Raw genomic sequence first — 25,502 nt, forward strand, 5'->3', positions numbered from 1 at the left:
GATATCTTTCGCTGAAAATGCCGTGATGAAATGTCGTTTTTGGTCATGCTCATTCCGTTTCTCTCGGCACCTATGCCGAGGGCGAGCGGGAATATGAGGCGAGCTTTAAGAAAGGATGTATCAGATTTCTGACCGTACAGAGGCGGCCGACCTGACGATCTCGTTCCTGCTTCTCACCTGGTGTTCGTCGATGCACAGGGTGATGTCTCTCCCCTTTCACAGAGGGATTAATCCTGATATACCGTCTATCGAAAAAGGTATAACGTTTGTTGGATCACGATGAAAAAGATCGATCTCGTCTATCAGACAATGCTGGCGGAGCTGGGACAACGGTCGATGGACGCCGCTTGGACCGCCGACTTCCCCCCAGAAGGCCGTTTTCAGCGCGTTGTGGTCAAGGAAAAAAACTACTGGTACTTCGACATCCCGGATGGTTCTGGCGGAAAATCCCGGCGCTATGTCGGTCCTTCAGAAGACGGTGAGATCACCCGCCGCGTCGAGACACATCAGCGTCAGAAAGATGATCTTCTTGCACGACGGCGGATGGTAAGTAGTCTCACTCGTGAAGGCGGGATGATTGCGCCAGATACGATGTCAGGAGCGATCGTGGAAGCACTTGCATCCGGCGGCCTCTTTCGGCTCCGCGGTGTGCTCATCGGCACGGTCGCGTTCCAAACCTATGCGGGCTTACTAGGCGTCCGATTGCCAGCGGCTGCAATTCTGACCGGGGATGCCGATATCGCTCAGGATTATGCAATCTCTCGCGAGGTTGAAGACACTCTTCCTCCCATTGTTGATCTCCTGCAAAACGTTGATCCAAGTTTTCGGCCGGTCCCTCACCGATCAGGTTCGATTGCCTCGTCCGCCTTTCAGAATGCAACTGGATATCGTGTAGAATTTTTAACTTCGAATCGCGGATCTGATGACCACATCGACCAGCCTGCAAGCATGCCCGCTCTTGGTGGCGCAAGTGCGGATCCACTCCGGTTTCTCGATTTCCTGATCAGAGATCCTTTACGAACGATCCTGCTGCACAAGAGCGGTGTCCCAGTGACTGTTCCAGACCCTGCCCGATATGCGGTGCACAAAATGATCGTGGCCACAAGACGCAGGACCGACGGGCTGAGTGCGGTCAAACGCGACAAAGATATTCGCCAGGCCGAAATCCTTTTTGAAGCTCTTTATGAGACCCGCAGAGCGTCCGATTTCGCGATTGCGTTCGAGGAAGCGTGGCAACGTGGGCCAGCGTGGCAAGAGGCTCTTCAGAAAGCTGCAAACAGCATGCTGTCTGCGCAAGGTCAAGATGCGCTGAACCGAATCAGAAGACAAGGTAACACCGAGATCGGTTTCGACCCGCCGGAGGGCGTCCCTTTGAGCACTTAGAAGTGGGATCCAAAATCGGCAGCGGTTTCAAGCCTTTGAGGGTACAACCAGCTCGGCCACGACGTGTCCGGAATAAGCAGGATCGGCGGTGATGCCGGTGCCGATAGCTGTGCCGCCGAGATTGATTTCGAGCATGAACCGCGCGACTTCCCGCACCCTGAGAATGTCTTCCCTTAGCGTGGTTGCAAACGCGCCAAACTCCTGGCCGAGCGTCATCGGCACGGCATCCTGCAACTGGGTCCGGCCGAGCTTCAGGATATCCGCGAACTCGCCCGCCTTCAGATCGAAAGCGGCCGCCAGTTCATGGAGTCCACGCACGAGTTCTTCGCTGCTGTCAAGGAGAGCAAGGCGGATGGCTGTTGGATAGACATCGTTTGTCGATTGGGACAGGTTGACGTGATTGTTGGGATGGATCTCGTCATAGCGTCCCTTGGAAAAGCGCAGATGTTCGAGCGCCCGGTTGGCAATGATCTCGTTGGCCTTCATATTCGTCGATGTGCCGGCGCCGCCTTGGTATACGTCGATGACGAATTGATCGTCGAAGGCCCCACCGATGATTTCCTCACACGCGGTCTCGATGGCCGCAAAGCGACGCTCGTCGATATCGCCAAGCGCTCTGTTCGTCCTGACAGCGGCGAGCTTGACCATGCCGAGCGCCTTGATGAGAGGCCGTGGGCTGCTCTGAACTGTTCCCGAGATCTGGAAATTCGTTACCGCGCGTTGCGTCTGGGCGCCGTAATAGGCGTCGGCAGGCACATCGACATCGCCAAGCGTGTCCTGTTCGACGCGCATTTGTTCTGGGAGCATCGTATTCACGACTTTAAGCAGCGCTAGCTGTGGTGTTGAGATAGACGGCAAACAGGCTGCGGGTTGCCGTAATGAAGAGGCGGTTGCGCGCCGCGCCGCCGAAACACACATTGCTGACGGTTTCAGGCAGCAGGATCTTTCCGAGCAGGTCACCGTCCGCCGATAGGCAGTGAACCCCGTCGCCGGCGCTTGTCCAGATGTTGCCGCGCGAATCCAGCCTGAAACCGTCATACATGCCGCTGTCGCAGACACGCAGGATCTGCCCGGCGGCAGGGCGCCTGTCGTGCGAGAGGTCGTAGGCCATCAGTCGTGCCGGGCTTGCGCCGCTGTCGACCACGAAGAGACGCGTCTGATCGGCCGAGATTGCCAACCCATTCGGCTGTTCTAGGTCGGTGATCACGGCATGCAGGCTGCCATCCGGATCGAGGCGAAAGACATTGCGGGATCCGATCTCGCTCTCCAATCGCGCGCCTTCGTATTCGGTCGAAATGCCGTAGGTCGGGTCGGTGAACCAGATGGAACCGCCGTTGTCGACGACCACGTCATTCGGAGAGTTTAGTCGGTGACCCTCGAAGCGGTCGGCAAGGTGCGTGTGCGAACCATCATGCTCGAAGCGTACCACGCTGCGTGTCTGGTGCTCGCAGGCGATGACGCGACCTTGCCGGTCGAGCGTGTGGCCGTTGGCGAAATTCGACGGCCGCATGAATTCGGATACGGAGTCGTCGCACTCGTTGTAGCGAAGCACGCGACTGTTCGGGATATCGGAGAACAGTAGATGCCGCGCGGCCGGAACATAGACCGGCCCCTCCAGCCAGCGCCCACCCGAATACAACTGATCCACATGGACGTTTGGCAAGATAAGCTGCCGAAAGCGCGGATCGAGGACCTCGAACCAGGGCGTATATGTCATATGCTTCCTCCTCCCAAGGTAGGCTAGATTGCATGCATCCAGCCGAGGCCGTCCTCGGTGCTGGCTGCCGGTCTGTATTCGCAGCCGATATATCCGCGATAGCCGATCGCATCGATCTCCTGGAAGATACGACGATCGTCGAGCTCTCCGGTCATCGGCTCATGCCGCGTCGGGACGGCTGCGATCTGGATATGGCCGATCTGCGGCGCCATGGCGCGCAGGGCGGTAATGACGTCGCCATGCAGGATCTGCCGGTGGTAGACATCGAACTGCAGCTTGACCTCGGGCCTGCCTAGTTCCCAGATCAACTCGATGGCCCGGTCGAAATCGTTGAGGAAATAGCCCGGCATGTCGCGCTTGTTGATCGGCTCGATGACAAGGCCGATACCCGCTTGCGCCGTCGCGTCGGCAGCCCGTTTCAGGTTGTCGCGATAGCAGGCGAGGGCGGCCGCATCGTTGGCGGGCGCGATCCCGGCCATCATGTGCAGAAGCGGCGTCTGGATTACCTTGCCGTAGCCGATGGCGGTGGCAAGCGCTGATTTGAACTCCTCGCGACGGTCCGGAAGGCTGGCCAGGCCGCGATCGCCGTCCGCCCAGTTGCCCGGCGGCATGTTGAACAGGGCTTGCTTCAAGCCTGCGGAGCGCAGCGCTTCGGCGACCGTTTCTGGCGGGTAGTCATAAGGAAAGAGATATTCGACGGCCGTGAAGCCGGCCGCGGCGGCTGCCTGGAAACGCTCCAGAAACGGCCGCTCGTTGAACATCATCGACAGGTTGGCGGCAAACTTCGGCATGGCCTCACGCCTCCTTTTCCATTCCGGGCAGCTGCAGTCCGGCGATCTGCGCCAGCAGGCGGGCGACGGAGCTGTCGTCGTCCCGGCCCATGCCGGCGGCTTCGGTCATGATGAAGAGTTGCAGCGCTGCCGCCGTGATCGGCAGCGGGAATTTCTGGGTGCGGCCGATGTCGGAGACGATGCCCAGATCCTTGGTGAAGATGGAAACCGCACTATGCGGCGTGTAGTCGCCTTCCAGAACGTGCGGGACGCGGTTCTCGAACATCCAGCTGTTGCCGGCGGATTTGGTGATCACGTCGAAGACACGGGAGATGTCGAGATCGAGGTTTTTTGCGAATGTGATCGCTTCGCAGGCCGCAGCGATATGGACACCCGCCAGCAACTGATTGACGATCTTGAAGGACGAGCCGACGCCGGCCTGATCGCCGAGCTGGTAGACTGTGCCCGCCATCGCATCGAGCGCGGGGCGCGCGGCTTCAAAGGCGGCGGCGGATCCGGAGGCCATGAAGGTCAGTTCGCCGGAATTCGCCTTCTTCGAGCCGCCGCTAATCGGCCCGTCGAGATAGTACAGGCCGGCTGCTTCGGTCTGTGCGGCAAACACCTTCGCCTCGCTGGGGGAGATGGTGGCGCAGGAGACGACCACCGCGCCGGGCTTCATCGCCGATACGATGCCGCCCTCGCCAAAGAGCACGGTTTGCGTCTGCGCGGCATTGACGACGACGACTACCGCGGCATCAGCACCCTCAACAGCTTCGGCGGGCGTTGCGGCGCCTATGCCGCCTTCGACCGCGAGCGTCTTCAGTGCATCTGCATTGATGTCGAAGCCACGAACCTCAAGGCCCGCCTTCAACGCGGACCGGGCCATCCCAAGCCCCATGGAGCCCAATCCGATAACGGCTACAGTGATCCGGCGTGACATGAATAATACCTCTCAGGCGAAATGATGCGTTAATCTCAGCGCTAACATCTCTTTAGAAGCACATCATCTTGATCTGTTCAAGCAAGTTATGTTAGCGCTGAGATAAATCTGGAGAATGAGCCATGACGGATGACGGTCAGCTATCCGACGACACCAGCTTGCAGCACCTTTCGCAAGGCGCGGGAATGACGCCGACGCTCGCACATGTCGCCCGGCTCGCCAATGTCAGCGAGAACACCGTGTCGCGTGTGATCCGCAACAAGGGCTCGATCGCCGTCGAGACGAGGGAGCGGGTGAATGCGGCGATCGAACAGCTCGGCTATATACCGAACCGTGCGGCCGGCTCGCTCGCCTCGTCGTCCTCGCTGATCATCGGGGTCATTCTGCCTTCGCTGTCCAACATCGTTTTCCCGGAACTGCTGCGCGGTATCAATGCCGGCCTCAGCGGTACGCCCTACCGGCCGATGATCGGGGTGACCGATTACGATCTCGGGGTCGAGCAGGAGCTGATCTCCTCGCTCCTCGCATGGCAGCCGGCGGCCCTCATCACCACCGGCTTCGAACACACTGAGCAGGCGCGCCGCATGCTGGAAGGAAGCCGCGTGCGCGTGGCGGAACTGATGGACATCGACGACAAGCCTATCGATCTGGCCGTCGGTCTGTCGCATCGTGAGGCCGGCCGCGCCATGGCACGCCATCTTGCCCAGCGCGGTTACAGGAACATCGGCTATGTCGGCCACGACTGGATGGCGGACCGCCGTGCCTATGCGCGCTACCAGGGTTTGAGCGAGGGGCTTGCGGAGGCGGGGCTGTCGCTCGTTTCCGAATGCCGCACGGAGCAACCGAGTTCGACCCTTGAAGGACGCAAGACGCTCGCCCGGCTTTTGGCCCGCGGCGCGGAGATCGATGCCGTCGCCTTTTCCAATGACGACATGGCCGTCGGTGGCTTCATGCATTGCCTTGCGGCGGGCATCGCCGTGCCGGACAATCTTGCGCTGATCGGTTTCAACGGTCTTGAGATCGGGCAGGTCCTGCCGAAGCCGCTGACGACGGTTCTGTCGAACCGCTTCGCCATCGGCAAGGCGGCCGTAGACGTTTTGCTCGAGGATCCGAAGCGTCCGCCGGAGACACGGATCATCGATACCGGATTTTCAATCATCGAGGGCGCAACCGCGTGAGCGGAGCCCCTGCCTACGGAGAAAAGACATGCTGCTTGGCGCAATCGCCGACGATCTGACCGGAGCGACCGATCTGGCGCTGATGCTTTCGCGCGAAGGCATGCGCACCATACAGACGGTCGGTGTCCCACCCAAGGATTTCGACATCGGCGACGCCGATGCCGTCGTCGTCGCATTGAAATCGCGGACGAACCCGGCGGCGGAAGCCGTCGACATGTCGCTTGCGGCGCTCGAATGGCTGAGGGCATCGGGTGCCCGCCAGATCATCTTCAAATATTGCTCGACCTTCGATTCCACCGCGAAGGGCAATATCGGGCCGGTCACGGATGCGCTGGTCGCGGCGCTGGGCACGGATCTGACAATCGTCTGCCCGGCCTTCCCGGCAAACCGGCGGACGGTCTATAAAGGCCATCTGTTCGTCGGCGATCAGCTGCTCTCCGACAGCCCGATGCGCCATCACCCGCTGACGCCGATGACGGATTCGTCTCTGGTTCGCCTGATGGCGGCCCAGTCTGGGCTGAAGGTCGGCCTTGTGGAGCATGCCACCGTTGCCCGCGGCGCCGATGCCATCCGCAATGCGTTCGAGGAGGCCAGACAGCGCGGCGAGGGGATCGTGGTCATCGATGCGATCTCGGATCAGGATTTGCGTGTGATCGGCAAAGCTGTCGCCGATTTCCCGCTGATCACCGGAGGCTCTGGCATCGCGCTTGGCCTGCCGGACAATTTCCGACGCCAGGGCTTACTGCCCGAAGCCGACACGGGCGGTGCGTTCACGCCACCCTCTGGTCGCGCCGCGATCCTGGCAGGTTCCTGTTCGGAAGCGACGCGCGGGCAGATTCGGCAGGCGATCGAGGCCGGGCTGCCGGCGCTCAAGCTCGATCCGATTGCCATTGCCGAGGGCCGTTTGACGGTCGATGAGGCCTTGCAGTGGGCGCTGGCGCAGACGCAGACCACGGCTCTGCTCTATTCCAGCGCCGAGCCGCAGGATGTGCTTGCCGCCCAGAAAAGCCTTGGGCAGGAAAAGGCGGGAGAGATCGTCGAGACATTCCTGGCGATGACGGCGATCGGACTGCGGCAGGGCGGTGTCCGACGTCTGATCGTGGCCGGCGGTGAAACGTCGGGCGCCGTGGTCGGCGCGCTGGCGCCCGCTGCCTTGTATATCGGCCCCGAGATCGATCCGGGCGTGCCGTGGACGGTGACGCTCGGTGATGAGCAGCCGATGGCTCTTGCCTTGAAATCCGGCAATTTCGGCGCCCCAGACTTCTTTCTCAAGGCTTGGGAGATGCTGAAATGACGGCCGTTCTGTCGGAAGAAACGCGGTTGCGTGACGAGATCGTGGAGGTCGGGCGCTCGCTGTTCGACCGCTGCTTCACCTTCGGCTCGACCGGCAACATAAGCGCGCGGCTGAGCAATGGCGAGATGCTCATGACGCCGACCAATGCGTCGCTCGGCGCGCTGGATCCAACCCGCCTGTCCAGATTTTCGGCCGAAGGCGTGCATCTGGATGGAGACAAGCCGACAAAGGAGGCCTTCCTGCATCAATGCATGTATTGCGAGCGCGCCAGCGCCGGCGCCGTGGTTCACTTGCATTCCACCAATGCAGTTGCGGTCAGCTTGATCGACGGGCTTGATCCGGACGATCTTCTTCCGCCGCTCACGGCTTATTATGTGATGCGGGTCGGCAAGCTGCCCATGGCTCCGTATTTTCCGCCGGGGGATGTGGCGCTGGCCGAAGCGGTGAGGGAGCGCGCGCGCGAAAGCCACGCCGTGCTGCTTGCCAATCACGGCCCAGTGGTTGCCGGAAAATCGCTGCGCGAAGCACAGTACGCGACCGAAGAGCTGGAGGAGACGGCGAAGCTGTTTCTCATGCTGCGCGGCGAGAAAATCCGGCCTCTGACCGGACAGCAGCGTGATACGCTGCTGAAAGGGCAGAGCTGATGATCAGCTCTGCTGCTCGGCGCCATCCGACCGCGTATGGGCGATCAGCGAGAGGTACCGTTCCGCCGCCTTGCTGAATTTCGCCTGCCAGATGACCTGCGCTTCAGCAAGATTGCGATCGCGAAGCGCCTCGTAAAGCCTCATGACATAGCGCTCGGCGTCGCCCTTTCGATCGGTGTACTTGACCTTCAGCAGATTGTTGAAGCGACGAACATCTCCCGTCAATTCGGAGAAATACCGGATGGTCCGCTGCAGTTCGGTCGCTTCGATGATCGCCTGCTGGAACTCCAGGTCGTTTTGAACAGTTTCCGTCTGGTTTTCGAGGTCTGCGAACCGTACCGCGTTGCTGGCCAGCTTCTCGAGTTTCTTCAGATCCGTGGCCGACAGACGGCCTTCCTCGGCCAGCAGGTAATCGAGGGCGATCTTTCCGAGCGCCATGCGGATATTGTAGACTTCGATGACGCTTGCGGCATCGACATCGCTGACGAGCGCGCCCTTGTTGCGCCTCAACTCGACGAACCCTTCGCGCGCCAATAGGCGCAGCGCCTCGCGTACTGGGTGGCGCGACACGTCGAGCATGTCGGTGAGTTGCTGTTCGATCAGCCGGTCGCCCGGCTTGAACCGTCCGGAAATGATGGCGCGGCGGATCTGCTCGGCGGCAAATTCGGTGCTCTCCATGTTGGTCATGGGCGCGAGCGGTGCGTTCTTCGAATTCGACTTTGCCACTATGTTTTCCCGTCAATGAAATGTGAGCCACGCCGCCCACATGGCAAGCAAGGGCATATCAGGCCGTCGAAGAGCCGATTCTTTCCATCGATATTTCTTGATGGCCTGACGATCGTCCCTTTACATCAGGGACGATCGATTGTCGATGATATGCAATCCTTCCGCTACAGCGAAATCGAGATCCGCTTCTCTGGAAGCGCGCTTGCGCCGCGAAACGCGGTGATTTCGATCTCGAACAGATATTCCGGACCGCCGAGCGGACCGCAGCTCACGCAGCTTGCAGGATTGATGCCGCGAAACTTCTCGCCCATGTAGGCCATGACATCAGGGACGTCGGCCTGATTGGGAATGAAGATCCGCCGGCGCACGACATCGGCTAGCGATGCGCCGACCGAGGCAAGCGCGCCCTCGACGTTCTTCATGGCCTGCTCGGCCTGGCCGACGGCGGTGTCGGGCATGGCGCGGGTCCTGTAGTCACGGCCAGCGGTCAGCGACATGAAGATCCAGTCGCCAACCGCGACGATGCGCGAATACCCTTCCTTCTCTTCAAGAATGCTGCCGGATGCTACTTTTACGATTTCGGTGGTCAATGTTCATTCCTTCATGACGTTCGGTGGCGCCGCCGGCTGGAAGCCGGCGATCACATGTATACGCCGCCGTCTATATTGACGGTCTGGCCGGTGATCATGCCGCCCGCGAAGCCCAGATAGATGATCAGTTCGGCAACGTCGTAAGGCGTGCAGAGCTTTTTCAGCGGCGTCGAGGCAATGGTGTTGGTGCGGCGCTCGTCCGACCATTCAATGGCCCAGGAGCTGTCGACCGAACCGGGGGCGACCGCGTTGACGCGGACCTCCGGCGCCAGCGACTTGGCGAGGTTCTTGGTGAGGTTGATGACGGCTGCCTTCGAGCCGCTATAGACGAGCGTGCTGGCGACGGCGCCGAGACCTGCGATCGAGGCCGTGTTGACGATGGCGCCTTTGCTGGCCTTCAGCGCGCCGGCGGCCGCCTTTGAGCAACGCCATACGCTCATCAGGTTGACGTTGAGGAGGTTCGCCCAGAGCTCTTCGCTGATGCTGTCCAGATCGGTGATCGGGATCGGCGTCTTCACACCTGGGGTGCCGGCATTGTTGACCAGAAGGTCGAGGTGGCCGAGATCGGCGATTGCCTTCTTCACCATCGCTTCAGCGGCTGCGGCATCGCCGACATCGCCCGGTGCCGCGACGGCGTCGAAACCTTCCTTGCGGAGGGCTTCGACCGCCGCCGGGCCACGCGGGTCGTCCGGGAGGAAGTTGATGGCGACCTTGCCGCCGCTCTGGCAGATGATGCGGGCCGCCTCGAGGCCAATGCCCGAACCGGCGCCCGTGACCAGCGCGGTGCGACCCTTCAGATCAAATGAGATCACTGTTTCTTACTCCTTCAATGATACGTATCGGACGCCGGCTCAGGCCGCCGACGTCTGGTTTGAGACGGCAGGGCGCCGTTCCCGTCGCAGGAACTTCTGCGTCTGCTCCTTGCGTGGATTGTTGATGACCTCTTCGGCCGTACCGATCTCGCAGACCTCGCCCTGATGTAGGAAGGCAACGCGGTCGGCGGATTCGCGGACGAAATTGATGTCGTGGGTGACGACGACCATGGTCATGCCCTCGCTCTTGAGAAGGCGCATCGTCTCCAGCACCTCTCCCACGAGTTCGGGGTCGAGCGCCGAGGTCACTTCGTCGAACAGCATGTATGCCGGCTCCATTGCCAGGGCGCGGGCGATGGCGAGACGCTGCTGCTGGCCGCCTGACAATTGTGAGGGCAGGGCATCCGCCTTGTTGCCGAGGCCGACGTGGTCGAGATGCTTTTGGGCAAGCTTGCGCGCCTCCGAGCGGCTCTTCTTCAGAACGACGCGGGGTGCAAGGGCGACGTTTTCGATCGCCGTCAGATGCGGAAAGGCATTGTACTGTTGGAAGACGATCCCGAGCTTCCGGCGCAAATCGTTGATGTTGGTCTTGGGATCGTGGACGCTGATGCCATCAACGATGATCTCGCCGCCCTGGATCGGCTCCAGGCCGTTGATGCATTGCAGGAGCGTCGACTTTCCGGAGCCGCTGGCGCCGATCAGGCAGAGTAGTTCACCCTTGTTGACGTCGAGATTGATGCTATTGATGACGGCCAGCGGTCCGAAGGACTTCTTGACATTGCGGATCTCAATCATACGAGAACCTTTCTTTCGAGATAGCGGCTGTAGCGCGAGACGGGATAGCAGATGACGAAATAGAAGAGCCCGATGCCGAACAGCAGCAGCCAGGTCTCATGGGTGCGCGTCATCAGGTTCTGCGCGTTTCGGGTGAACTCGACATAGCCGATCACGCCGGCAAGCGAGCTGTCCTTGATCAGGCTGAGCACGAGACCGATCCACGAGGTCAGCCCGGCGCGGTAGGCGAGCGGCATCGAGATATGGATGAACTCCTGCGGATAGGTCATGCCGAGCGAACGGGCGCTGCGGCGGAACTGGCCCGGCACGGCGAGGAACGCCGAACGGGCGACTTCGGCGGTGACCGCCGCCATCCAGGCGCTGAGCGCCAGCGCGCCGAACCAGAAGGGAGAGGTGCCGAATCCGGCCATGGCGAGAAAGCTGTTCATCAGGATCAGCTGGATGACCATCGGCACGGAGCGCAGGATATCGATCAACGGCGAGGTGACGAACCGGGCAGTGCGGGAAACCGAGCGTAGCCAGCCGACGAAAATGCCGAGAACAGTGCCTATCAGCGTGGCGCAGGCCGCCAGCCGGATCGTGTTCCAGGCTCCCATCAGGATAAAGTAGCTGTCCGACCATTGAAGACCTTGATGTGCAAGCTGGAATTGCATGTTAACTCCTGTACATCAGACGGAACACGAGCTGGGCGGAAAGCTGAACCGCCTTTGCCATCGCGTAGTAGATTGCGGCCGTGACGATGAAGAATTCGAAGGTCCGGAACGACACGGACTGTGCGTACTGGGCAGCACCGGCCAGTTCCTTGAGGCCAACGAGCATCCCGAGCGACGTGTTGAGCATGCCCCAGATCGCCTGCGTCACATAGGCGAAGAAGATGATCTTGAACATCTGCGGGAAGACGATGTGGATGAACCCCTGAAAGGTCGTCATCCCGAGAGAACGTGCTCCCGACATCTGCTGGCGGGGCACGGCATTCAGGCCGCCGCGAAAGATCTCGGCGAGATAGCCGGCATTGTTGAAGGAGATCGCCGCAAGAACGGATATATAGCTCGAGATATTGATGCCGAGTGCGCCCAGTCCGAAGTAGATCATGTAGACCTGAAAGAGGACGGGCGTGTTTCGAGACAGCTCGACCCAGGCCGTCGAGACGCGGTAGCCCCAGCCGGATCCGCCTTGGCGGGCAACCGCCATCGGCAAGGCGATCAACGTGCCGATGATCAGGGACAGGACGGTGATCTGCAGGCTTACCCATGCTCCGGCAAGAAGCTGGGGAAGGGCACTCCATACGATCGACCAGTAGAATTGATAGCCAAACATTGCGCTGTTCCAATGCTCTCCCGGTCTTGTATCACAAGACCGGGATCTCTTTAAAAGCTTCAGTAGTCAACGCCGTTGATGGCGAGCGCGGGAACGGGTCCGTCACCGAAGTAGGTCTTGTAGACTTCCGCGAAGCGGCCGCTTGTGACCTGCTGCCAGACGAACTGCTTGGTCCAGTTCAGGAACTGCTGGTCATCGCGCTTGACGGCTATGGCGACGGTGTCGGAAAGCGGCGCCGCGCCGGCGAGCGTGAATTCTGGAAACTGGCCGCTCTGCGACAGGGCATTGAAGACGCCCATGGCGACGAGGATCGAATCGACCTTGCCCTGCTGCAGGGCAAGATAGGATTCGGCGTCGCTCGCATAGCCGGTGTAAGTACTGCCTGCGGCAGCCCAGCCACCTTCCATTTCCTTGTTGATCAGCTGCTCCTGTGTGCTCCCGTTGACGCCGCCGAGCTTCTTGCCCTTGAGGTCGGCATAGGACTTGATGCCCGTATCGGCGCGGGTGATGACGCCCATGGTGAAGTTCATGTAGGGCTGGGTAAAGGCGACCGTCAGCGCGCGCTGCGGCGTGGGCGTCGTCGAGGCGATCAGGACGTCGATGCGATTGGAAACAAGTGCGGGAATGCGGTCCGGAGACGGCGTTTCGACAACCTCGGCTTCGGCGCCGAGGATCTTGGCCATGTCCTTGCAATAGGTTACGTCAAGCCCGTCAGGCTCGTTGGCGGCATTACGGAAGCCGGATGGCGGGTTGTCCATCATCACGCCGCAGCGCAGCTTCTTGCTGCCGATGACGCGGTCGAGTGTCGATTCCGCAAAGGCCATGTTGGATGCGAGCACGCCGAAGGCGGTCGCCAGTATCGTGATGGTGAGTTTCGATGTGTGCATGCCAGTTCCCCTTGTTTTTTTGGCTTTGCATCGAGCGGGATCTTCCCGTCTCGTTCGGCTGTTCCGACCCCCGCGCCGATATCTCGCGCGGGAGCCGGATGCTTGAACAGTTTGATCCGGCAGGGCGCGATCAGAAGTTGACGCCTTCGGCATTCAGCGTTGGGACGGGAGAGTCGCCGAAGAATGTCTTGTAGACCTCGTCGAAGCGGCCGCTGACCTTCTGCTGCCAGACGAAGAGCTTCGCCCAGTTCAGGAACTGCTGGTCGTCGCGTTTGACTGCGATGCTGACCATGTCGTTGTTGGGAGCGAGGCCGGCCGAGACGAATTCCGGGAACTGTCCGCTTCCGGCAAGCGTGTTGAAGACCGCGGTTGCCTGCAGGATGGCGTCGACCTTGCCCTGCTGCAGCGCCATGAAGGCTTCGGTGTCGCTCGAAAAGCCGGTATAGGTCGCGCCGGTGTCCTTCCAGCCCTTCTCGACCTGCGCATTCAAGAGCTGTTCTGTCGTCGTGCCGATGACGCCGCCGAGCTTTGCGCTCTTCAGGTCGTCCCAGCTCTTCACACTGGTCTTCTTCGTGGTGATGACGGTCGTCGTGTAGTTCATGTAGGGCTGTGTGAAGGCGACGGTCATAGCGCGTGCGGGCGTCGGCGTCGTCGAGGCGATCAGAACGTCGATGCGGTTGGAAACCAGCGCGGGGATACGATCGGGCGCCGGTGTTTCGACGATCTCCGGCTCTGCGCCCAAGGCCTTCGCCATGTCCTTGCAGTAGGCCACATCGAAACCATCAGGTTCGTTCGAGGCATTGCGGAAGCCCGATGGCGGAGAGTCCAGCATGATGCCGCAACGCAGCTTCTTGGCCTGTACGACCGTGTCGAGCGTCGAGGCCGACTGAGCATGAGCCTGGCCGGCTACGGCTGCGCACAGGATCGTGCCGGCAAGCATAAGCGTCTTGGTATTTCGCATTTCATTCCCCTTCTTGTTCGATGCGGTGTGACTTTCATGTGTGACGGGGACCGGTGCCTCCTGCGCCGGACCCCGATTGCTTGGCTCAGCTCGCGAGACGCGACAGGGCAGGTGCCTTGGCGCCGATGTTGGCGAGCGGGCCGACTTCTCTCTCGACCAGCGGAATGACCTCCTTCTTGAAGCGGAGGATCGAGCGATGCGCCCGTTCCAGAGGCATGCAGCCGAACGAGAAATTGCAGGTGAAGTTGCTGGGGTTCAGCCGCTTGATGTTGTCGACCATCTTCTCGGCGACCGTATGGGGATCACCGACGACCATGTTGTCGGCATACTGGTCGAGCGAGTATTCGCCCTCGAACGCCTCGTTGGCGATGAAACCATTGTCATCGAGCGGCAGTTCGGCCTTGCGAAGATGGTGCGCCATGCGTCCCACATAGCGTGCTCGCTCGGCGACTTCGAGGGCCTCGGCACGGCTGTCGGTGATGCTGACATATTGCATGATGGCCAGCGGCTTTTCCGCCGGCTGCTCGCCGATGCTTTCCCAGGCCTTGTTCAGCCCGTCGGCCATCTTGTAGAGGACGGGCGAGCCAAGCGTGCTGGCGGCGATGAACGGCGTCGCGTTCCACTTCTTGAAGCGGTTGAGCAGCTTGGGATGCGAGGAGGTGACGAAAATCGGGGGCAGCGGCGACTGCTGCGTCTTGATGGCGAAGGTCGTCTTCGGAACCTTGATGAACTGGCCGTTATACTCGACCTCACCCTCAACGAGCGCCTTTTCGATGACGTCCCAATACTCGACGAAGATCTCGTTCTTGTTCTCGAGAGAGACGTCGTAGCGATCGAATTCGTATTGCTGGTAGCCGGTGCCCATTCCGATGATTAGGCGGCCTTCGCTCTGGGTGTCGGCAACGGCGATTTCCTGGGCGACGCGCAGCGGATTGTAGAGCGGCAGGACGATGACCCCGGGGCCGAGCTTGATCTTGCTGGTCCAGCCGGCGGCATAGGAGCACATCATTAGTGGCGACGGCGAGCTGGAATAGTTGGCGAAGTGGTGTTCCGCAAACCACGCGATGTCGAAACCAAGTTCTTCGGCCGTTTGCACCATCTTCTTCGTATCGCGCATGACGCCGACGGCACCGTCGACGTGGTCTCGCAAGGTCATTAGGCTGAACAGACCTAACTGCATGATATTCTCCTGGGCTTTCTTGCGGCGGAGCAGTCGTTGCTGCCGCCGGTTTTCAATTAAGCTGCCGCCGACAGATCAAGCGGTGCGCCGACAGCGTATTTTCCGTCCTGATAAAGCAGCGGCGCCACTTCCATATTGAAGCGGGAGCTCAGCACGCGGCCGACAAGAATGTCGTGGGTGGCGTAGCCGAAGGCCTCGCCGATCTCGCAGAAGATGTTGGCCTGCGCGTCGGCGAGATAGGGGATGCCGTCATCCGACAGGCACCAATCTCCCTGAAGAAACCGCTCGCTGGCCGGCACGCCGCCGCTGAACCGCTTCGATATGTCCGCCTGGCGCTGCGTCAGAAGATTGACGCAGTAGCGGCCGACGTCGCGAATGTGCGGGCGGATGGAGGCGCTCTGATTGATGCACGCGAGGATCGACTGCGGCTCCATGCACAGGGAGGTGACCGATGTAACGGTAATTCCGTAGCAGACCCCGTCTTTCTGGCAGGAGATGATGCAGACCGTGGCAGCGAGCCTGCGCATTGACTGACGGAAGTTTTCCAAATCTTGCTCTGGCATGGGTTCATTTCCCTTGTTGTTGGGATAAGAAGTTGCAGATTATCTACAATCTGTCAACGCGATAATTTTGCGATTTGTTAAGTGAATGTATCTGCACGATTTTCGTGCCATTGCCGCTAAGCCACTGCTTGCATGCCGATAAAATCGGCATCCCGTCACATTGCAATTGTAGATAATCTGCATAACACTGCCTGACCCCAAGGGGTGATTTTGCCGCTACATGGAGATTTGAACGTATGTCGGAATTTGCCGGAAAGACTGTCTTGGTGTCGGGAGCCTATGGGGGCGTCGGCCTGGCTGTGGTCAGCAAGCTGCTCGCATCGGGTGCCAACGTATGTGCCACCGATCTGGAGAGCGTGGTTGCCGCCCGTGCGCCAAGCGACAATGACCGCCTTGTTGCCGTGGGCGCCGATGTGACCTGTTCCTCCGACGTCGATCGCATCTTTGCTGCGGCCGAAACTGCGTTCGGCGAGGTGGATATCGTCATCAGCAATGCCGGGTATATCGTTTCGAAGTCGGTCCACGATACGAGCGAGGAGGAATGGGACCAGGTCCTGAATGCAAACGCCAAGTCGCTGTTTCTGATGGCTAGGCGCGCGCTTCCGTCGATGATGAAGCGCAAGAGCGGAGCGGTCGTCGCGACCGGCTCGATCTCGAGCGTCGTCGGCCTGCCGGAGCAGGCGGCCTACTGCGCTGCGAAGGGCGCGCTGCTGCAACTGGTCCGGCAGATGGCCATCGACTACGCCTCCTACAATATCCGGGTGAACGCGGTCGGCGCGGGCTCAATCAATACGCCGTTCCTGACCCGCTACCTTCAGGGAATGGACGATCCGTCCGCTGCCGAAATGGCGATCAAGGCCGCACATCCGCTTGGAAGATGGGCCGAGCCGAGCGAAATTGCCGATGCCATCTGCTACTTGGCGGGGTCTGCTTCGTCGTTCGTCACTGGCCAGATCCTGATGGCTGACGGCGGATACAGTGCGCGTTGATTTTTGATGAAGCTGACGGCGTGGCTCCCGCCCAACCGCCGTCGGTTAACTCTTTGAGTACCATAAATATGCTTGCGCCCTAAAATTTGAAATCTGTCCGCAGGTTAGGCTGGTTTTATATGAGCGAATTGGTGTGTCGTCAGTTCGTGTCCTATTAAGATCAGTGATAGGTTATCATGCTTTCGGCAGTCTATTACGTCTGAACGGGTTTTTTCCCCACGCTCAGTGCGCAACTCCTACGCCGAGCAACCGTTCGACGGCATCGTGATCCTGCGATAGAGCCTGCGGTGTGCCGCTCCAGGCGAGTCGACCGCGCTCCAGAATGATGACCTGATCTGCAAATTCCAGCGCGCTATGGATGCGCTGCTCGACGAGGACAATGGTCATCTCGCCGATCTTGGCAAGGTCGGCGAAGGCGGCCATCAGTTCCTCGCAGATGACGGGCGCCAGCCCCTCCAGCGGCTCGTCCAGCAATAGCACTGAGGGACGGCCGAGAATGGAGCGGGCTGTCGAGAGCATCTGCTGTTCGCCGCCGGAGAGCTGGTTGCCGAGATTGCGGCGGCGCTCCTTGAGGCGTGGAAACATCTGGTAGGCTTCCTCGATCGCCGTCTTTGGGCGTGCCTTCAGGCCAACGAAGAGGTTTTCCTCGATCGTCAGCGTTGGGAAGATGCAGCGCGCCTGCGGCACATAGCCCAGTCCCTGGTGCGCCCGCACAGCGCTGGGTATTACGGTGATATCGGCGGAACCCAGCCTGATGCTGCCATCGTAGCGCTTCGTCTGGCCGGCGAGCGTCGCGAGCAGCGTGGTCTTGCCCATGCCGTTGCGGCCAAGCACCGCCAGGCGGCCTCCGGCCGGGACGGAGAATGAAACATGCTCAATAACGCGGGTCGGGCCGTATCCGGCCGACAAGTTCTCGACCTCAAGCGACGTTGCTGGCATTGGCATAGCTCCCGAGATAGGCTTCGCGCACGCGGGCATCCATGGTGACATCAGTGGGCGAACCGTCGAAAATGATGGCGCCGGCGGCGAGCACGATGACGCGCTTGGCGAAGCGGAAGACAAGGTCCATGTCGTGCTCGATCATCAGCACGGCAAGATCGGCGGGCAGGCCGGCCAGTGCCTGTTCGATGCGCCCGGTATCGCTCTGCGGCACGCCGGCAGCGGGTTCATCTAGCAGAAGCACCTTCGGCTTCAGCGCCATGGCGACGGCGATCTCAAGCAGGCGCTGCTGGCCGTAGGCGATCTCGTTGACCTTGCGGTGCATCAGGTTCTGGAGCCCCAGCGTCTGCAGCATGCCGGTTACCTCGTCCATGACACCGGCCATCGACAGGAAGTTGCCGAACACCCGGCCCGTCCGTCCGTCTCGCTGCAGGATGGCGAGCGCGACATGCTCGGCGGGCGTCATGTCCTGGAAAAGCCGGGTGACCTGGAAAGAGCGGACCAGCCCGCGCTTGACGCGTCCGGCTGCATCCACGCGGGTCACGGTCTCTCGGCCCAGCCGGACGTCGCCGGAATCAGGCGCCAGGTTGCCGGTCACCAAGTTGACGAATGTGGTCTTGCCCGCGCCGTTCGGCCCGATCAGCGCGATCCGGTCGCCGGGATGCATCGAGATCGATACGTCGTTGGTGACGGCCAGCCCGCCGAAGGATTTCTTCAGGTTGGCGACTTCGAAGACGGCGCTCATTCGGCGGCCTCCTTGCGTCGCGAAAGCAGGGCTGCGGCCGTGCCGTAGATGCCCTTCGGCGCGAAGAGGACGACGAGGATCAAAAGCGCGCCGACCATGGTCAGCCAGTGGAAAGGATTGGCGGCCGAGACGTAATCCTCGAATAGCATGAAGATAACGGTTCCCGAGAGCGCGCCGAACAGCGATCCGGTGCCGCCAAGCACGAGCATGACGAGGCTTTCGGCCGAGAGGGTGAAGGAGAGGCTGTCGAGGCCGACGACCTGCGTCGAGATCGCGGTCAGCGCCCCGCCGACCCCGGCGACCGCACCCGATATCACATACATCTTCATCAGCGCCGCCTTCGGCGATGCGCCCATCGCCTTGATACGCAGCGGATCTTCCTTGATGCCGCGGCAGAGCATGCCGAAGGGAGAGCGCACCAGCAGGCGCAGCAAAACGAAAACGACGAGCAGGAGCACGACGCCGAAGACATATGCGGTGTGGCCATAGAGATCGAACTCGAAATAGCCGAGCAGGGGATCGGCGGAAATGCCGGAGAGGCCGTCGCTGCCGCCGGTCCAGGACGAGGCCTTGTTGGCCAATTCGTGAAAGAGGTTGATCAGGGCGATCGATAGCACCAGCTGCGGCAACCCATGGGCGCGCAGGATGATGGCACCGCAGACTAGCCCCGCAACCGCGCCGCCGACGATACCCGCCAGCGTCATCAGCAGCGGATCGGTGATGCCGTAGTGAGCTGACACGATCCCCGCGGCATAAGCGCCGCTGCCGAACAGCGCTGCATGGCCGAGCGTGGCGATGCCGCAATAGCCGGTGACGAGGTCGAGCGATAGGACCAACAGCGCAACGGCGATGATGCGTGTCAAAAGTGCCAGGTTGTCGGGAAACAGCAGGTAGCCGATGCCGGCAAGCACCATGATCGCGGCGATACCCGCGAGATCGCGACCCACTGGGCGGTGGCGTCGGACAGAGGCGGCGGTCGTGTCGGTGTTCATGGCGAGCGTCATCCTATTTCGCCCTTCCGGCAAAGCCACGCGGGAATATGCAGATGATGGCGATGACGGCGAGATAGAAGAAGAATTCACCGAACTCGGGCATCAGGTAGCGGCCGGTCGTGTCGATGCCGCCAAGCACCAGGCAGGCGATCAATGCGCCGGGAATCGAGCCCGCGCCGCCGACCGAAACGACGACCAGGAAGGTCACCATGTAGCGCAGGGCGTAATAGGGCTCGACCGGCAGCAGCTCGGCGCCGACGACGCCACCAAAAGCCGCAAGCCCGACGGCGACCGCGAAGCTCAGCGCATAGATGATCTCCGTGCGCACCCCCAGTGCAGCCGCCATCGCGGCATTGTCGACCGAGGCGCGCAGTTTCACGCCGAAGCTAGTGCGTTCAATGGTGAACCACAGTGCGGCGGCGACGCCGAGCCCGCAAACGATCGCGAACAGGCGGTGAACGGGAATGGTGCGGAAGCCGAGGTTGGTTGAGCCCTGCAGGCTCTCGGCCAATGGTATGGTCTTTAGCGTCGGTCCCATGGCATAGTTGGCAATGCCGATAATGCAGAAGGTGATGCCGATCGTCATCAGCACCTGTGTCAATTCGGGCGCGCCGTAGATTCGGCGATAAAGGAAACGCTCCATCGGAATGGCAATGATGATCGTGCCGACCACGGCGGCGATCACGCCGATGCCGTAGCCGAGACCAAGGTCGCGCACCGCATAAGAGGCGATATAGCCGCCGATCATCGCAAAGGCGCCGTGCGCCAGATTGACGACCCGCATCAGGCCCATGGTCACCGAAAGGCCGATCGAGATCACGAACAGCACCATGCCATAGGCGAGCGCATCGACGGCTATGCTGAAGACAGTTTGCATGGGTTTGGTGTGGTCCTTGTTATCGGCAGGCGGCGATCAAGTTATCGAGGCGCCCGCGGCTCCCTCATCCGCCTGGCGGCACCTTCTCCCCCAGGGGAGACGGGATTTCTGAGTTAGCCATTCGTCTCCCTCTCTCCAGCGGGGAAAGGGTATGGTGAGGGGCAGTGGCACAACATTCATGTCGAAACCGCTCGCACAGCGCCTACGTTTGAAGTCCTCACTTCAAAGCCGCAAGACCCGGATCGCCCTGCTTCTCGAAAGTCTGGATTTCCTTGTTGATGAATTTGCCTGCAGCATCCTTGGCGACTTCGCGCAGGTAGATGTTCTGCGTGATGTGGCGGCTTTCCGGGTCGATGGAGACGGGGCCGCGCGGGCTCGTCCAGGCGAGGCCCTTGACGGCCTCGACAGCCTTTTCAGCGTCCTGCTTGCCGCCCGTCGCTTCGATCATCTTGTAGATGACGTGCATGCCGTCATAGGCGCCGACAGCCGGGAAGGTGAGTTCCGCCGGATTGCCGATCGCCTTGCCCGCCGCCGCGACGAAGGCCTTGTTCTCAGGGGAATCGTGCGAGACGGAATAGTGGAAGGTGGTGAGCATGCCGAGTGCTGCATCGCCGAGCGCCGGCAGGTCGGATTCCTGTGTCAGGTCGCCGGGGGCGAAGAGCTGGATATTGGCGCCCTTCAGGCCGTTCTCGTTATAGGCTTTGACGAAACCGAGCGTCGTCGGGCCCGACGGCAGGAAGGCAAAGACGCCCTGGGCGCCGGAGTCCTTTATGCGCTGCATGATCGGGCTGAAATCATTGGTGGCAAGCGGCATACGGATCGCCTCGACGACTTCGCCGCCTGCCTTCTCGAAGCCTGCCTTGAAAGCGTTTTCGGCATCGACGCCCGGCCCGTAATCGCTGACCACGGAGATGACCTTCTTGACGCCCTTGTCGAAGGCGACCTGGGCCATCGGCGTCGATGTCTGCCAGGTGGTGAATGAGGTGCGCACGACGAGCGGGCTCTTGGTGACGATCGCCGAGGTCGCGGCATTCATGACGACGAGCGGCGTGTTGGCCTGTTTCAGAATCGGCGTGACGGCCATCGCGTCAGGGGTGAAATAGAAACCGGCCAGATACTGGACCTTCTCCTTGACGACCAGCTCCTGGGCAAGCGACTTAGACTGCGCGGGGTCGGCGGCCGGGAGGTCGCGATAGATGATCTCGACCGTGTTGTCTCCGACCTTGTTGCCGTTGGTCGCCATGTAGGCGTCGATCCCGGCCTTGAAGTTCTTGCCCTGCAGGGCGAACGGACCGGAGAACGGGCCGACCACGCCGACCTTGATCGTGTCGGCATACGCGCCCGAACCCATGAGCAGGGCCGCGGCGGCGGCCAGAAGCAGCTTCCTCATTCTATCTCTCTCCCTTTAGGCGACTCCAACGCCTTTTAGCGCGCGGCTAAAATTTCAAAGCCAGTTTGTCATGCGAAACGGTAATGTAAAATGAAATAAATGCCATAATTCATGCTCGGCAAGTTATGTATCGGTGGTGCCGAGACTGTTTATAGTGCTAGCCAGTTCGTGCGCCAGTCGCAGTGCGGCGCCGGTGGCGATCGTCATTTGCGGCAGGACCAGCCATTCAAGCGTCCATGCAGCACCGGAGCGTTCCTGTTCGTGCACCATGGAATGGTGGATCGCGGAGATCTGCGTCGCGTTGAAGCGCGCCAGCGCCACCAGCGTCTCGGCCGCGACCGGGTTCTGCTTGTGCGCCATAGCCGATGACCCGCCGCCGCCCGTCAGTCCGATCTCGTCTCCCGCCTGCGCCATCAGCGCGACATCTTGGCCGAATTTGCCGAGGCTGCCTGAAATCTGGCCGAGGAGACCGGCAAACTCCGCGATGATGGCCCGTTGGCTCTGCCATTGCTGGGTATCGACGAGGCCAAGCTCCTGCGCCAGCGAACTCCGCACCGCCACCGCCTTGTCGCCGAGTTTATCGAGGGTACCAACCGGGCCTCCGAACTGCATGGGGAAGCGTAGCGCAGTCAGTGTCTCGCGGTAGCCGCCAAGAGGCGCGCGCCAGGCCTGCAGCCGGTCGGCGACGGTGATCGGGATTGCCGCCTGCATGCGGGTCCGGCCCATCAGCGACCTGTCGCCACAGGTCTGCTGCAGTTCCGCGAAGCGCAACTCGGTCGCTGCCAGGCGCGCCGCGAAAACAAATGCGACAGGCTTCAGCCTAAGCATCAGGCTGGTATCGATGACGTCCTGGCTGGTGGCGCCGACATGAACATGAGGAGACGCGTCGCCGACGGTGGCGCGCAGCTGGCGAATGAACTCGGGAACGGCGACGCCGTCGCGCGCAGTAGCGGCGCGAAGAGAGGGAATGTCGGCGTCAAACGCGGCGCAGGCGGTGGAAATCGTCTGCGCGGCAGGCTCAGGAATAACGCCGTGGGCGGCCTCGGCGCGCGCAAGTGCCGCCTCGAACTGCAGCATGGCGCGAATATCGGCCTCGGCCGTGAACCAGGCCGACGTCTCCTCGTCGCCGACAAGGCCGGAGAGAAATGGGTGGTCGAAGGCAATCGCGCCCATCTGTCGTCCCGTCGTTCATGGTCTTGAGCGGATGTGGAATGAGCGAACCGCCCCACTGTCAGATATCGAGAAAGACGGTTTCGTTTTCTCCCTGCAGCCGGATGTCGAACGTATAGATAGAACCATCCCGCACGGCAATAAGCGTTGCGACGCGATCCCTGTGTTCGATGCGCTGAAGCAGCGGGTCGGCACCGTTCGCTTCGATCTCCTCCGGAAAGTACATCCGCGTCTGCAGGCCAATATTGATGCCGCGCGCGACGATCCAGAAGCTGATATGCGGCGCTTGTCTGCGCCCGTCTTTGAAGGGAACCTTGCCAGGCTTGACGGTATCGAAGCTGTAGACGCCATCCTCGGCGCGGGTCGGGCAACGTCCCCAGCCGGTGAAATTCGGATCGGCCGCGCCGCGCATTTCCGATGGGCTGTTGTAGAGCCCGGCGCTGTCGGCCTGCCAGATCTCGATGACGGCATCGCGCACCTGCACGCCGGCTCCGTCGAAGATGCGGCCGGTGACGGTGATCCGCTCGCCTGTTGTCTTGTCGTTGACCATCGCGATGCCGAGATCGCGTTCGTAGACACCACCGATATCGCAGAAATTCGGCGTCAGGCCAATATGGACGTAAGGGCCCGCCGTCTGCGAGGGCGTTTCCCTGAGATAGCGCAATTCCTGGGCCATCAGTTGCCCTCCAGCTTGTTTTCGAACATCGTCGAGCGGCGGCCGCGCAGTACGATGTCGAACCGGTAGGCGCGGCTGTCCATGGGGATGGTGTTGCCCCAATCCATCGGCGCGATCAGCTGTTCGATGGCGGCCTTGTCGGGGATGGTGCCGACGATCGGACACTTCCAGATCATTGGATCGCCCTCGAAGTACATCTGGGTAATCAGGCGCTGCGAGAAGCCGTGGCCGAAGATCGAAAAGTGGATGTGCGCCGGGCGCCAGTCGTTGACGCCGTTCGGCCATGGGTAGGCGCCGGGCCTGACCGTGCGGAAGAAGTAGCGGCCTTCCTCATCGGTGATCGCGCGCCCGCAGCCGCCGAAGTTCGGATCGATCGCCGCCAGATAGCTTTCCTTCTTGTGGCGGTAGCGTCCGCCGGAATTGGCCTGCCAGAACTCGACCAGAACGCCGGCCTGCGGCCGACCGCGTTCATCGAGCACTTGTCCATGGACGATGATGCGTTCGCCGATGGCGCTCTCGCCTGGCTTGGCGAAGTTGTGGAGCAGGTCGTTGTCAAGCTCGCCGATCATCGCATGGCCGAAGACGGGACCCGTGATCTCCGAGATCGTGCCGTCGAGCGAGAGTAGCGCACGCTTGGGCGAGCGCAGGACCGAGGTCTTGTAGCCGGGCGCATAGGCCGGCGGATGCCAGCTGAGGTCGCGGGCGAAAAAGGCGCCCGTCTCGGGCTTGCGGTTCGGTATTTCGGACATGACTTCCTCTCAAGCCGCCTTTTCGGCGTCCATCTGTTCGAAGGCCTGCTTGGCGATCTTGATCGCGTGATTGGCGGCCGGCACGCCGGCGTAGATCGCCACATGCAGCAGCGCTTCACAGATATCGTCTCGGCTGGCCCCGGTATTGGCGGTTGCGCGCACGTGCATGGCCACCTCGTCGTCCTGGCCAAGTGCCGCGAGCAGCGCGATCGTGACGATCGAGCGCTCGCGTTTGGTCAGACCTGGGCGCGACCAGACGTGGCCCCAGGCGGCCTCGGTAATTAGATCCTGAAACGGCTTGTCGAAGGCCGTCGAAACAGCTTCCGCGCGATCGACGTGGCTGTCGCCCAGCACGGCGCGGCGGGTCGCCATGCCTTGCCTGTAGCGCTCGGAGGCAAGCGGGGTGTCACTCATGAGCTTTTCCATCTAATGCGAAGTCGATGAATGCGCGGATGACCGCCGTCAGGGCCTCTGGCTGCTCGACGCAGGGAATATGGCCGGCATCGCGGATGATCTCGTAGCGGGCGTTGGGGATGAGCTGTGCCAGCGATTTGACGAGGTCGGGCGGTGTCGAGCCGTCCTGATCGCCGACGATGCAGATCGTCGGCACGGCGATCGCCTTCGCCGCTTCGGTAAGATCGGCGTCGCGCACCGCGGCGCAGGTGGCGACGTAGCCGGCCACCGGCTGGCGGACGAGCATGTTGCAATAACCGTTATAGGCGGTGCTTTCGGGGCGGCGGAAAGCCGGTGTGAACCAGCGCTCCATGATGGCATCGCACATGCTGTCGATGCCGTTCTGCTCAATCGCCGAGATGCGCGTGTTCCAGATGTCAGCGGTGCCAATCTTGTGGGCCGTGTCGCAGAGAATAAGAGCGCTGACGAGATCCGGTCGCTGACGGTAGAGCGACTGGGCAATCAGCCCGCCGACCGAAAGGCCGCAGACAATCGCCTTCTTGATCGCAAGCGTTTCGAGCAGACCGATCAGGTCCGAGGCGTGGTCCTCGATCGTGTAGGGTGTCTGGCCGACATCGGAGAGGCCGTGGCCGCGCTTGTCGTAGAGCAGAATGGCGAAATCGCCCGCCAGCCTGACGATCACGTCGCGCCAGATGCGGAAATCGGTGCCAAGCGAATTCGCAAATACCAGAACCGGCTTGTCGGCCGGGCCGCCGATAACCTGATAGTGGATGGCGATGTCGTTGACACGGGCAAATTGCACTG

Annotated in this window: 29 protein-coding genes; 5 read left to right on the top strand and 24 right to left on the bottom strand. The window is 61.3% G+C overall.

Going from position 1 to position 25,502, the window contains the following annotated elements; translation table 11 throughout:
* Window positions 1–279 precede the first annotated feature (279 nt).
* Window positions 280–1,383, top strand: coding sequence for a nucleotidyltransferase family protein (locus tag QTL95_RS04320; protein WP_289718718.1), 1,104 nt, complete (start codon window positions 280–282; stop codon window positions 1,381–1,383).
* A 27-nt stretch (window positions 1,384–1,410) separates the two neighbouring features.
* Here the strand turns inward: QTL95_RS04320 and QTL95_RS04325 are convergent, their stop codons facing one another.
* Genes QTL95_RS04325 through ltnD form a run of 4 tightly spaced genes read right to left on the bottom strand, consistent with a single transcriptional unit; the run spans window position 1,411 to window position 4,810 of the window.
* The gene (locus QTL95_RS04325) at window positions 1,411–2,301 is read right to left on the bottom strand and encodes a lyase family protein (protein WP_289718719.1); all 891 of its coding nucleotides are present in this window, start codon (window positions 2,299–2,301) and stop codon (window positions 1,411–1,413) included.
* Window positions 2,204–3,100 carry an SMP-30/gluconolactonase/LRE family protein gene (locus QTL95_RS04330; protein WP_289718720.1) on the bottom strand — a complete coding sequence of 299 codons (897 nt, stop codon included), beginning with the start codon at window positions 3,098–3,100 and terminating at the stop codon, window positions 2,204–2,206. Before QTL95_RS04330 ends, QTL95_RS04325 begins: the two co-directional genes overlap by 98 nt.
* 23 nt (window positions 3,101–3,123) lie before the next feature.
* Complete coding sequence (gene otnI / locus QTL95_RS04335; protein WP_289718721.1) at window positions 3,124–3,891, bottom strand: 2-oxo-tetronate isomerase; 768 nt, start codon at window positions 3,889–3,891, stop codon at window positions 3,124–3,126.
* A 4-nt stretch (window positions 3,892–3,895) separates the two neighbouring features.
* On the bottom strand, window positions 3,896–4,810 hold the full coding sequence (gene ltnD / locus QTL95_RS04340) for an L-threonate dehydrogenase (protein WP_289718722.1): 915 nt from the start codon (window positions 4,808–4,810) through the stop codon (window positions 3,896–3,898).
* A gap of 185 nt (window positions 4,811–4,995) precedes the next feature.
* Between ltnD and QTL95_RS04345 the strand changes: the two genes are divergently transcribed.
* From QTL95_RS04345 to otnC, 3 genes are read left to right on the top strand one after another with little or no spacing between them, the layout of a single operon-like run.
* Window positions 4,996–5,988, top strand: coding sequence for a LacI family DNA-binding transcriptional regulator (locus QTL95_RS04345; RefSeq protein WP_289718810.1), 993 nt, complete (start codon window positions 4,996–4,998; stop codon window positions 5,986–5,988).
* Between the two features lie 28 nt (window positions 5,989–6,016).
* A complete protein-coding gene (gene otnK / locus QTL95_RS04350) occupies window positions 6,017–7,282 on the top strand; it encodes a 3-oxo-tetronate kinase (protein ID WP_289718723.1) in 1,266 nt (421 codons plus the stop codon).
* Window positions 7,279–7,926 (top strand): 3-oxo-tetronate 4-phosphate decarboxylase, encoded by a 648-nt coding sequence (gene otnC, locus QTL95_RS04355; RefSeq protein WP_289718724.1) that lies wholly within the window; start codon window positions 7,279–7,281, stop codon window positions 7,924–7,926. Before otnK ends, otnC begins: the two co-directional genes overlap by 4 nt.
* A gap of 3 nt (window positions 7,927–7,929) precedes the next feature.
* Here otnC and QTL95_RS04360 read toward each other — a convergent pair whose 3' ends face one another.
* From QTL95_RS04360 to QTL95_RS04405, 10 genes are all read right to left on the bottom strand, one after another.
* Entirely contained in the window at window positions 7,930–8,652 is a 723-nt protein-coding gene (locus tag QTL95_RS04360) for a GntR family transcriptional regulator (protein WP_289718725.1), read from the bottom strand.
* Between the two features lie 164 nt (window positions 8,653–8,816).
* The gene (locus QTL95_RS04365) at window positions 8,817–9,242 is read right to left on the bottom strand and encodes a RidA family protein (protein ID WP_289718726.1); all 426 of its coding nucleotides are present in this window, start codon (window positions 9,240–9,242) and stop codon (window positions 8,817–8,819) included.
* 50 nt (window positions 9,243–9,292) lie between these two features.
* Window positions 9,293–10,054: an SDR family NAD(P)-dependent oxidoreductase gene (locus QTL95_RS04370; RefSeq protein WP_289718727.1), complete on the bottom strand. Its 762-nt coding sequence runs from the start codon at window positions 10,052–10,054 to the stop codon at window positions 9,293–9,295.
* 39 nt (window positions 10,055–10,093) lie between these two features.
* On the bottom strand, window positions 10,094–10,849 hold the full coding sequence (locus tag QTL95_RS04375; protein WP_289718728.1) for an amino acid ABC transporter ATP-binding protein: 756 nt from the start codon (window positions 10,847–10,849) through the stop codon (window positions 10,094–10,096).
* Entirely contained in the window at window positions 10,846–11,502 is a 657-nt protein-coding gene (locus tag QTL95_RS04380; RefSeq protein WP_289718729.1) for an amino acid ABC transporter permease, read from the bottom strand. Before QTL95_RS04380 ends, QTL95_RS04375 begins: the two co-directional genes overlap by 4 nt.
* Before the next feature lies 1 nt (window position 11,503).
* A complete protein-coding gene (locus tag QTL95_RS04385) occupies window positions 11,504–12,166 on the bottom strand; it encodes an amino acid ABC transporter permease (protein WP_289718730.1) in 663 nt (220 codons plus the stop codon).
* Between the two features lie 59 nt (window positions 12,167–12,225).
* Window positions 12,226–13,053, bottom strand: coding sequence for an ABC transporter substrate-binding protein (locus tag QTL95_RS04390; protein WP_289718731.1), 828 nt, complete (start codon window positions 13,051–13,053; stop codon window positions 12,226–12,228).
* 130 nt (window positions 13,054–13,183) lie between these two features.
* Window positions 13,184–14,014: a transporter substrate-binding domain-containing protein gene (locus tag QTL95_RS04395; RefSeq protein WP_289718732.1), complete on the bottom strand. Its 831-nt coding sequence runs from the start codon at window positions 14,012–14,014 to the stop codon at window positions 13,184–13,186.
* Window positions 14,015–14,099: 85 nt separating this feature from the next.
* On the bottom strand, window positions 14,100–15,194 hold the full coding sequence (locus QTL95_RS04400; protein WP_289718733.1) for an LLM class flavin-dependent oxidoreductase: 1,095 nt from the start codon (window positions 15,192–15,194) through the stop codon (window positions 14,100–14,102).
* A gap of 56 nt (window positions 15,195–15,250) precedes the next feature.
* On the bottom strand, window positions 15,251–15,757 hold the full coding sequence (locus QTL95_RS04405) for a flavin reductase family protein (protein WP_289718734.1): 507 nt from the start codon (window positions 15,755–15,757) through the stop codon (window positions 15,251–15,253).
* A 236-nt stretch (window positions 15,758–15,993) separates the two neighbouring features.
* Here QTL95_RS04405 and QTL95_RS04410 point away from each other — a divergent pair, with 236 nt between their 5' ends.
* A complete protein-coding gene (locus QTL95_RS04410; RefSeq protein WP_289718735.1) occupies window positions 15,994–16,746 on the top strand; it encodes an SDR family NAD(P)-dependent oxidoreductase in 753 nt (250 codons plus the stop codon).
* A gap of 222 nt (window positions 16,747–16,968) precedes the next feature.
* On the opposite strand, the gene QTL95_RS04415 is transcribed toward QTL95_RS04410, so the two are convergent.
* From QTL95_RS04415 to pcaD, 10 genes are all read right to left on the bottom strand, one after another.
* Window positions 16,969–17,685, bottom strand: coding sequence for an ABC transporter ATP-binding protein (locus QTL95_RS04415; protein ID WP_289718736.1), 717 nt, complete (start codon window positions 17,683–17,685; stop codon window positions 16,969–16,971).
* Window positions 17,666–18,430, bottom strand: a complete 765-nt coding sequence (locus QTL95_RS04420; protein ID WP_289718737.1) for an ABC transporter ATP-binding protein — start codon at window positions 18,428–18,430, stop codon at window positions 17,666–17,668. The genes QTL95_RS04415 and QTL95_RS04420 overlap by 20 nt, the downstream gene beginning before the upstream one ends.
* On the bottom strand, window positions 18,427–19,434 hold the full coding sequence (locus tag QTL95_RS04425; protein ID WP_289718738.1) for a branched-chain amino acid ABC transporter permease: 1,008 nt from the start codon (window positions 19,432–19,434) through the stop codon (window positions 18,427–18,429). Before QTL95_RS04425 ends, QTL95_RS04420 begins: the two co-directional genes overlap by 4 nt.
* Before the next feature lies 1 nt (window position 19,435).
* Window positions 19,436–20,299: a branched-chain amino acid ABC transporter permease gene (locus tag QTL95_RS04430; protein ID WP_289718739.1), complete on the bottom strand. Its 864-nt coding sequence runs from the start codon at window positions 20,297–20,299 to the stop codon at window positions 19,436–19,438.
* Between the two features lie 217 nt (window positions 20,300–20,516).
* Window positions 20,517–21,689, bottom strand: a complete 1,173-nt coding sequence (locus QTL95_RS04435; protein WP_289718740.1) for an ABC transporter substrate-binding protein — start codon at window positions 21,687–21,689, stop codon at window positions 20,517–20,519.
* A 123-nt stretch (window positions 21,690–21,812) separates the two neighbouring features.
* Entirely contained in the window at window positions 21,813–22,862 is a 1,050-nt protein-coding gene (locus tag QTL95_RS04440; protein WP_289718741.1) for a 3-carboxy-cis,cis-muconate cycloisomerase, read from the bottom strand.
* A 58-nt stretch (window positions 22,863–22,920) separates the two neighbouring features.
* The gene (gene pcaG / locus QTL95_RS04445) at window positions 22,921–23,535 is read right to left on the bottom strand and encodes a protocatechuate 3,4-dioxygenase subunit alpha (RefSeq protein ID WP_289718742.1); all 615 of its coding nucleotides are present in this window, start codon (window positions 23,533–23,535) and stop codon (window positions 22,921–22,923) included.
* Window positions 23,535–24,284 carry a protocatechuate 3,4-dioxygenase subunit beta gene (gene pcaH / locus QTL95_RS04450; protein WP_289718743.1) on the bottom strand — a complete coding sequence of 250 codons (750 nt, stop codon included), beginning with the start codon at window positions 24,282–24,284 and terminating at the stop codon, window positions 23,535–23,537. The genes pcaG and pcaH overlap by 1 nt, the downstream gene beginning before the upstream one ends.
* Window positions 24,285–24,293: 9 nt before the next feature.
* Window positions 24,294–24,698, bottom strand: coding sequence for a 4-carboxymuconolactone decarboxylase (gene pcaC / locus QTL95_RS04455; RefSeq protein ID WP_289718744.1), 405 nt, complete (start codon window positions 24,696–24,698; stop codon window positions 24,294–24,296).
* Window positions 24,691–25,500: a 3-oxoadipate enol-lactonase gene (pcaD, locus tag QTL95_RS04460; protein WP_289718745.1), complete on the bottom strand. Its 810-nt coding sequence runs from the start codon at window positions 25,498–25,500 to the stop codon at window positions 24,691–24,693. Before pcaD ends, pcaC begins: the two co-directional genes overlap by 8 nt.
* Between the last annotated feature and the right edge of the window lie 2 nt (window positions 25,501–25,502).

This window comes from Rhizobium sp. S152, assembly GCF_030380735.1.
Classification (GTDB): Bacteria; Pseudomonadota; Alphaproteobacteria; order Rhizobiales; family Rhizobiaceae; genus Rhizobium.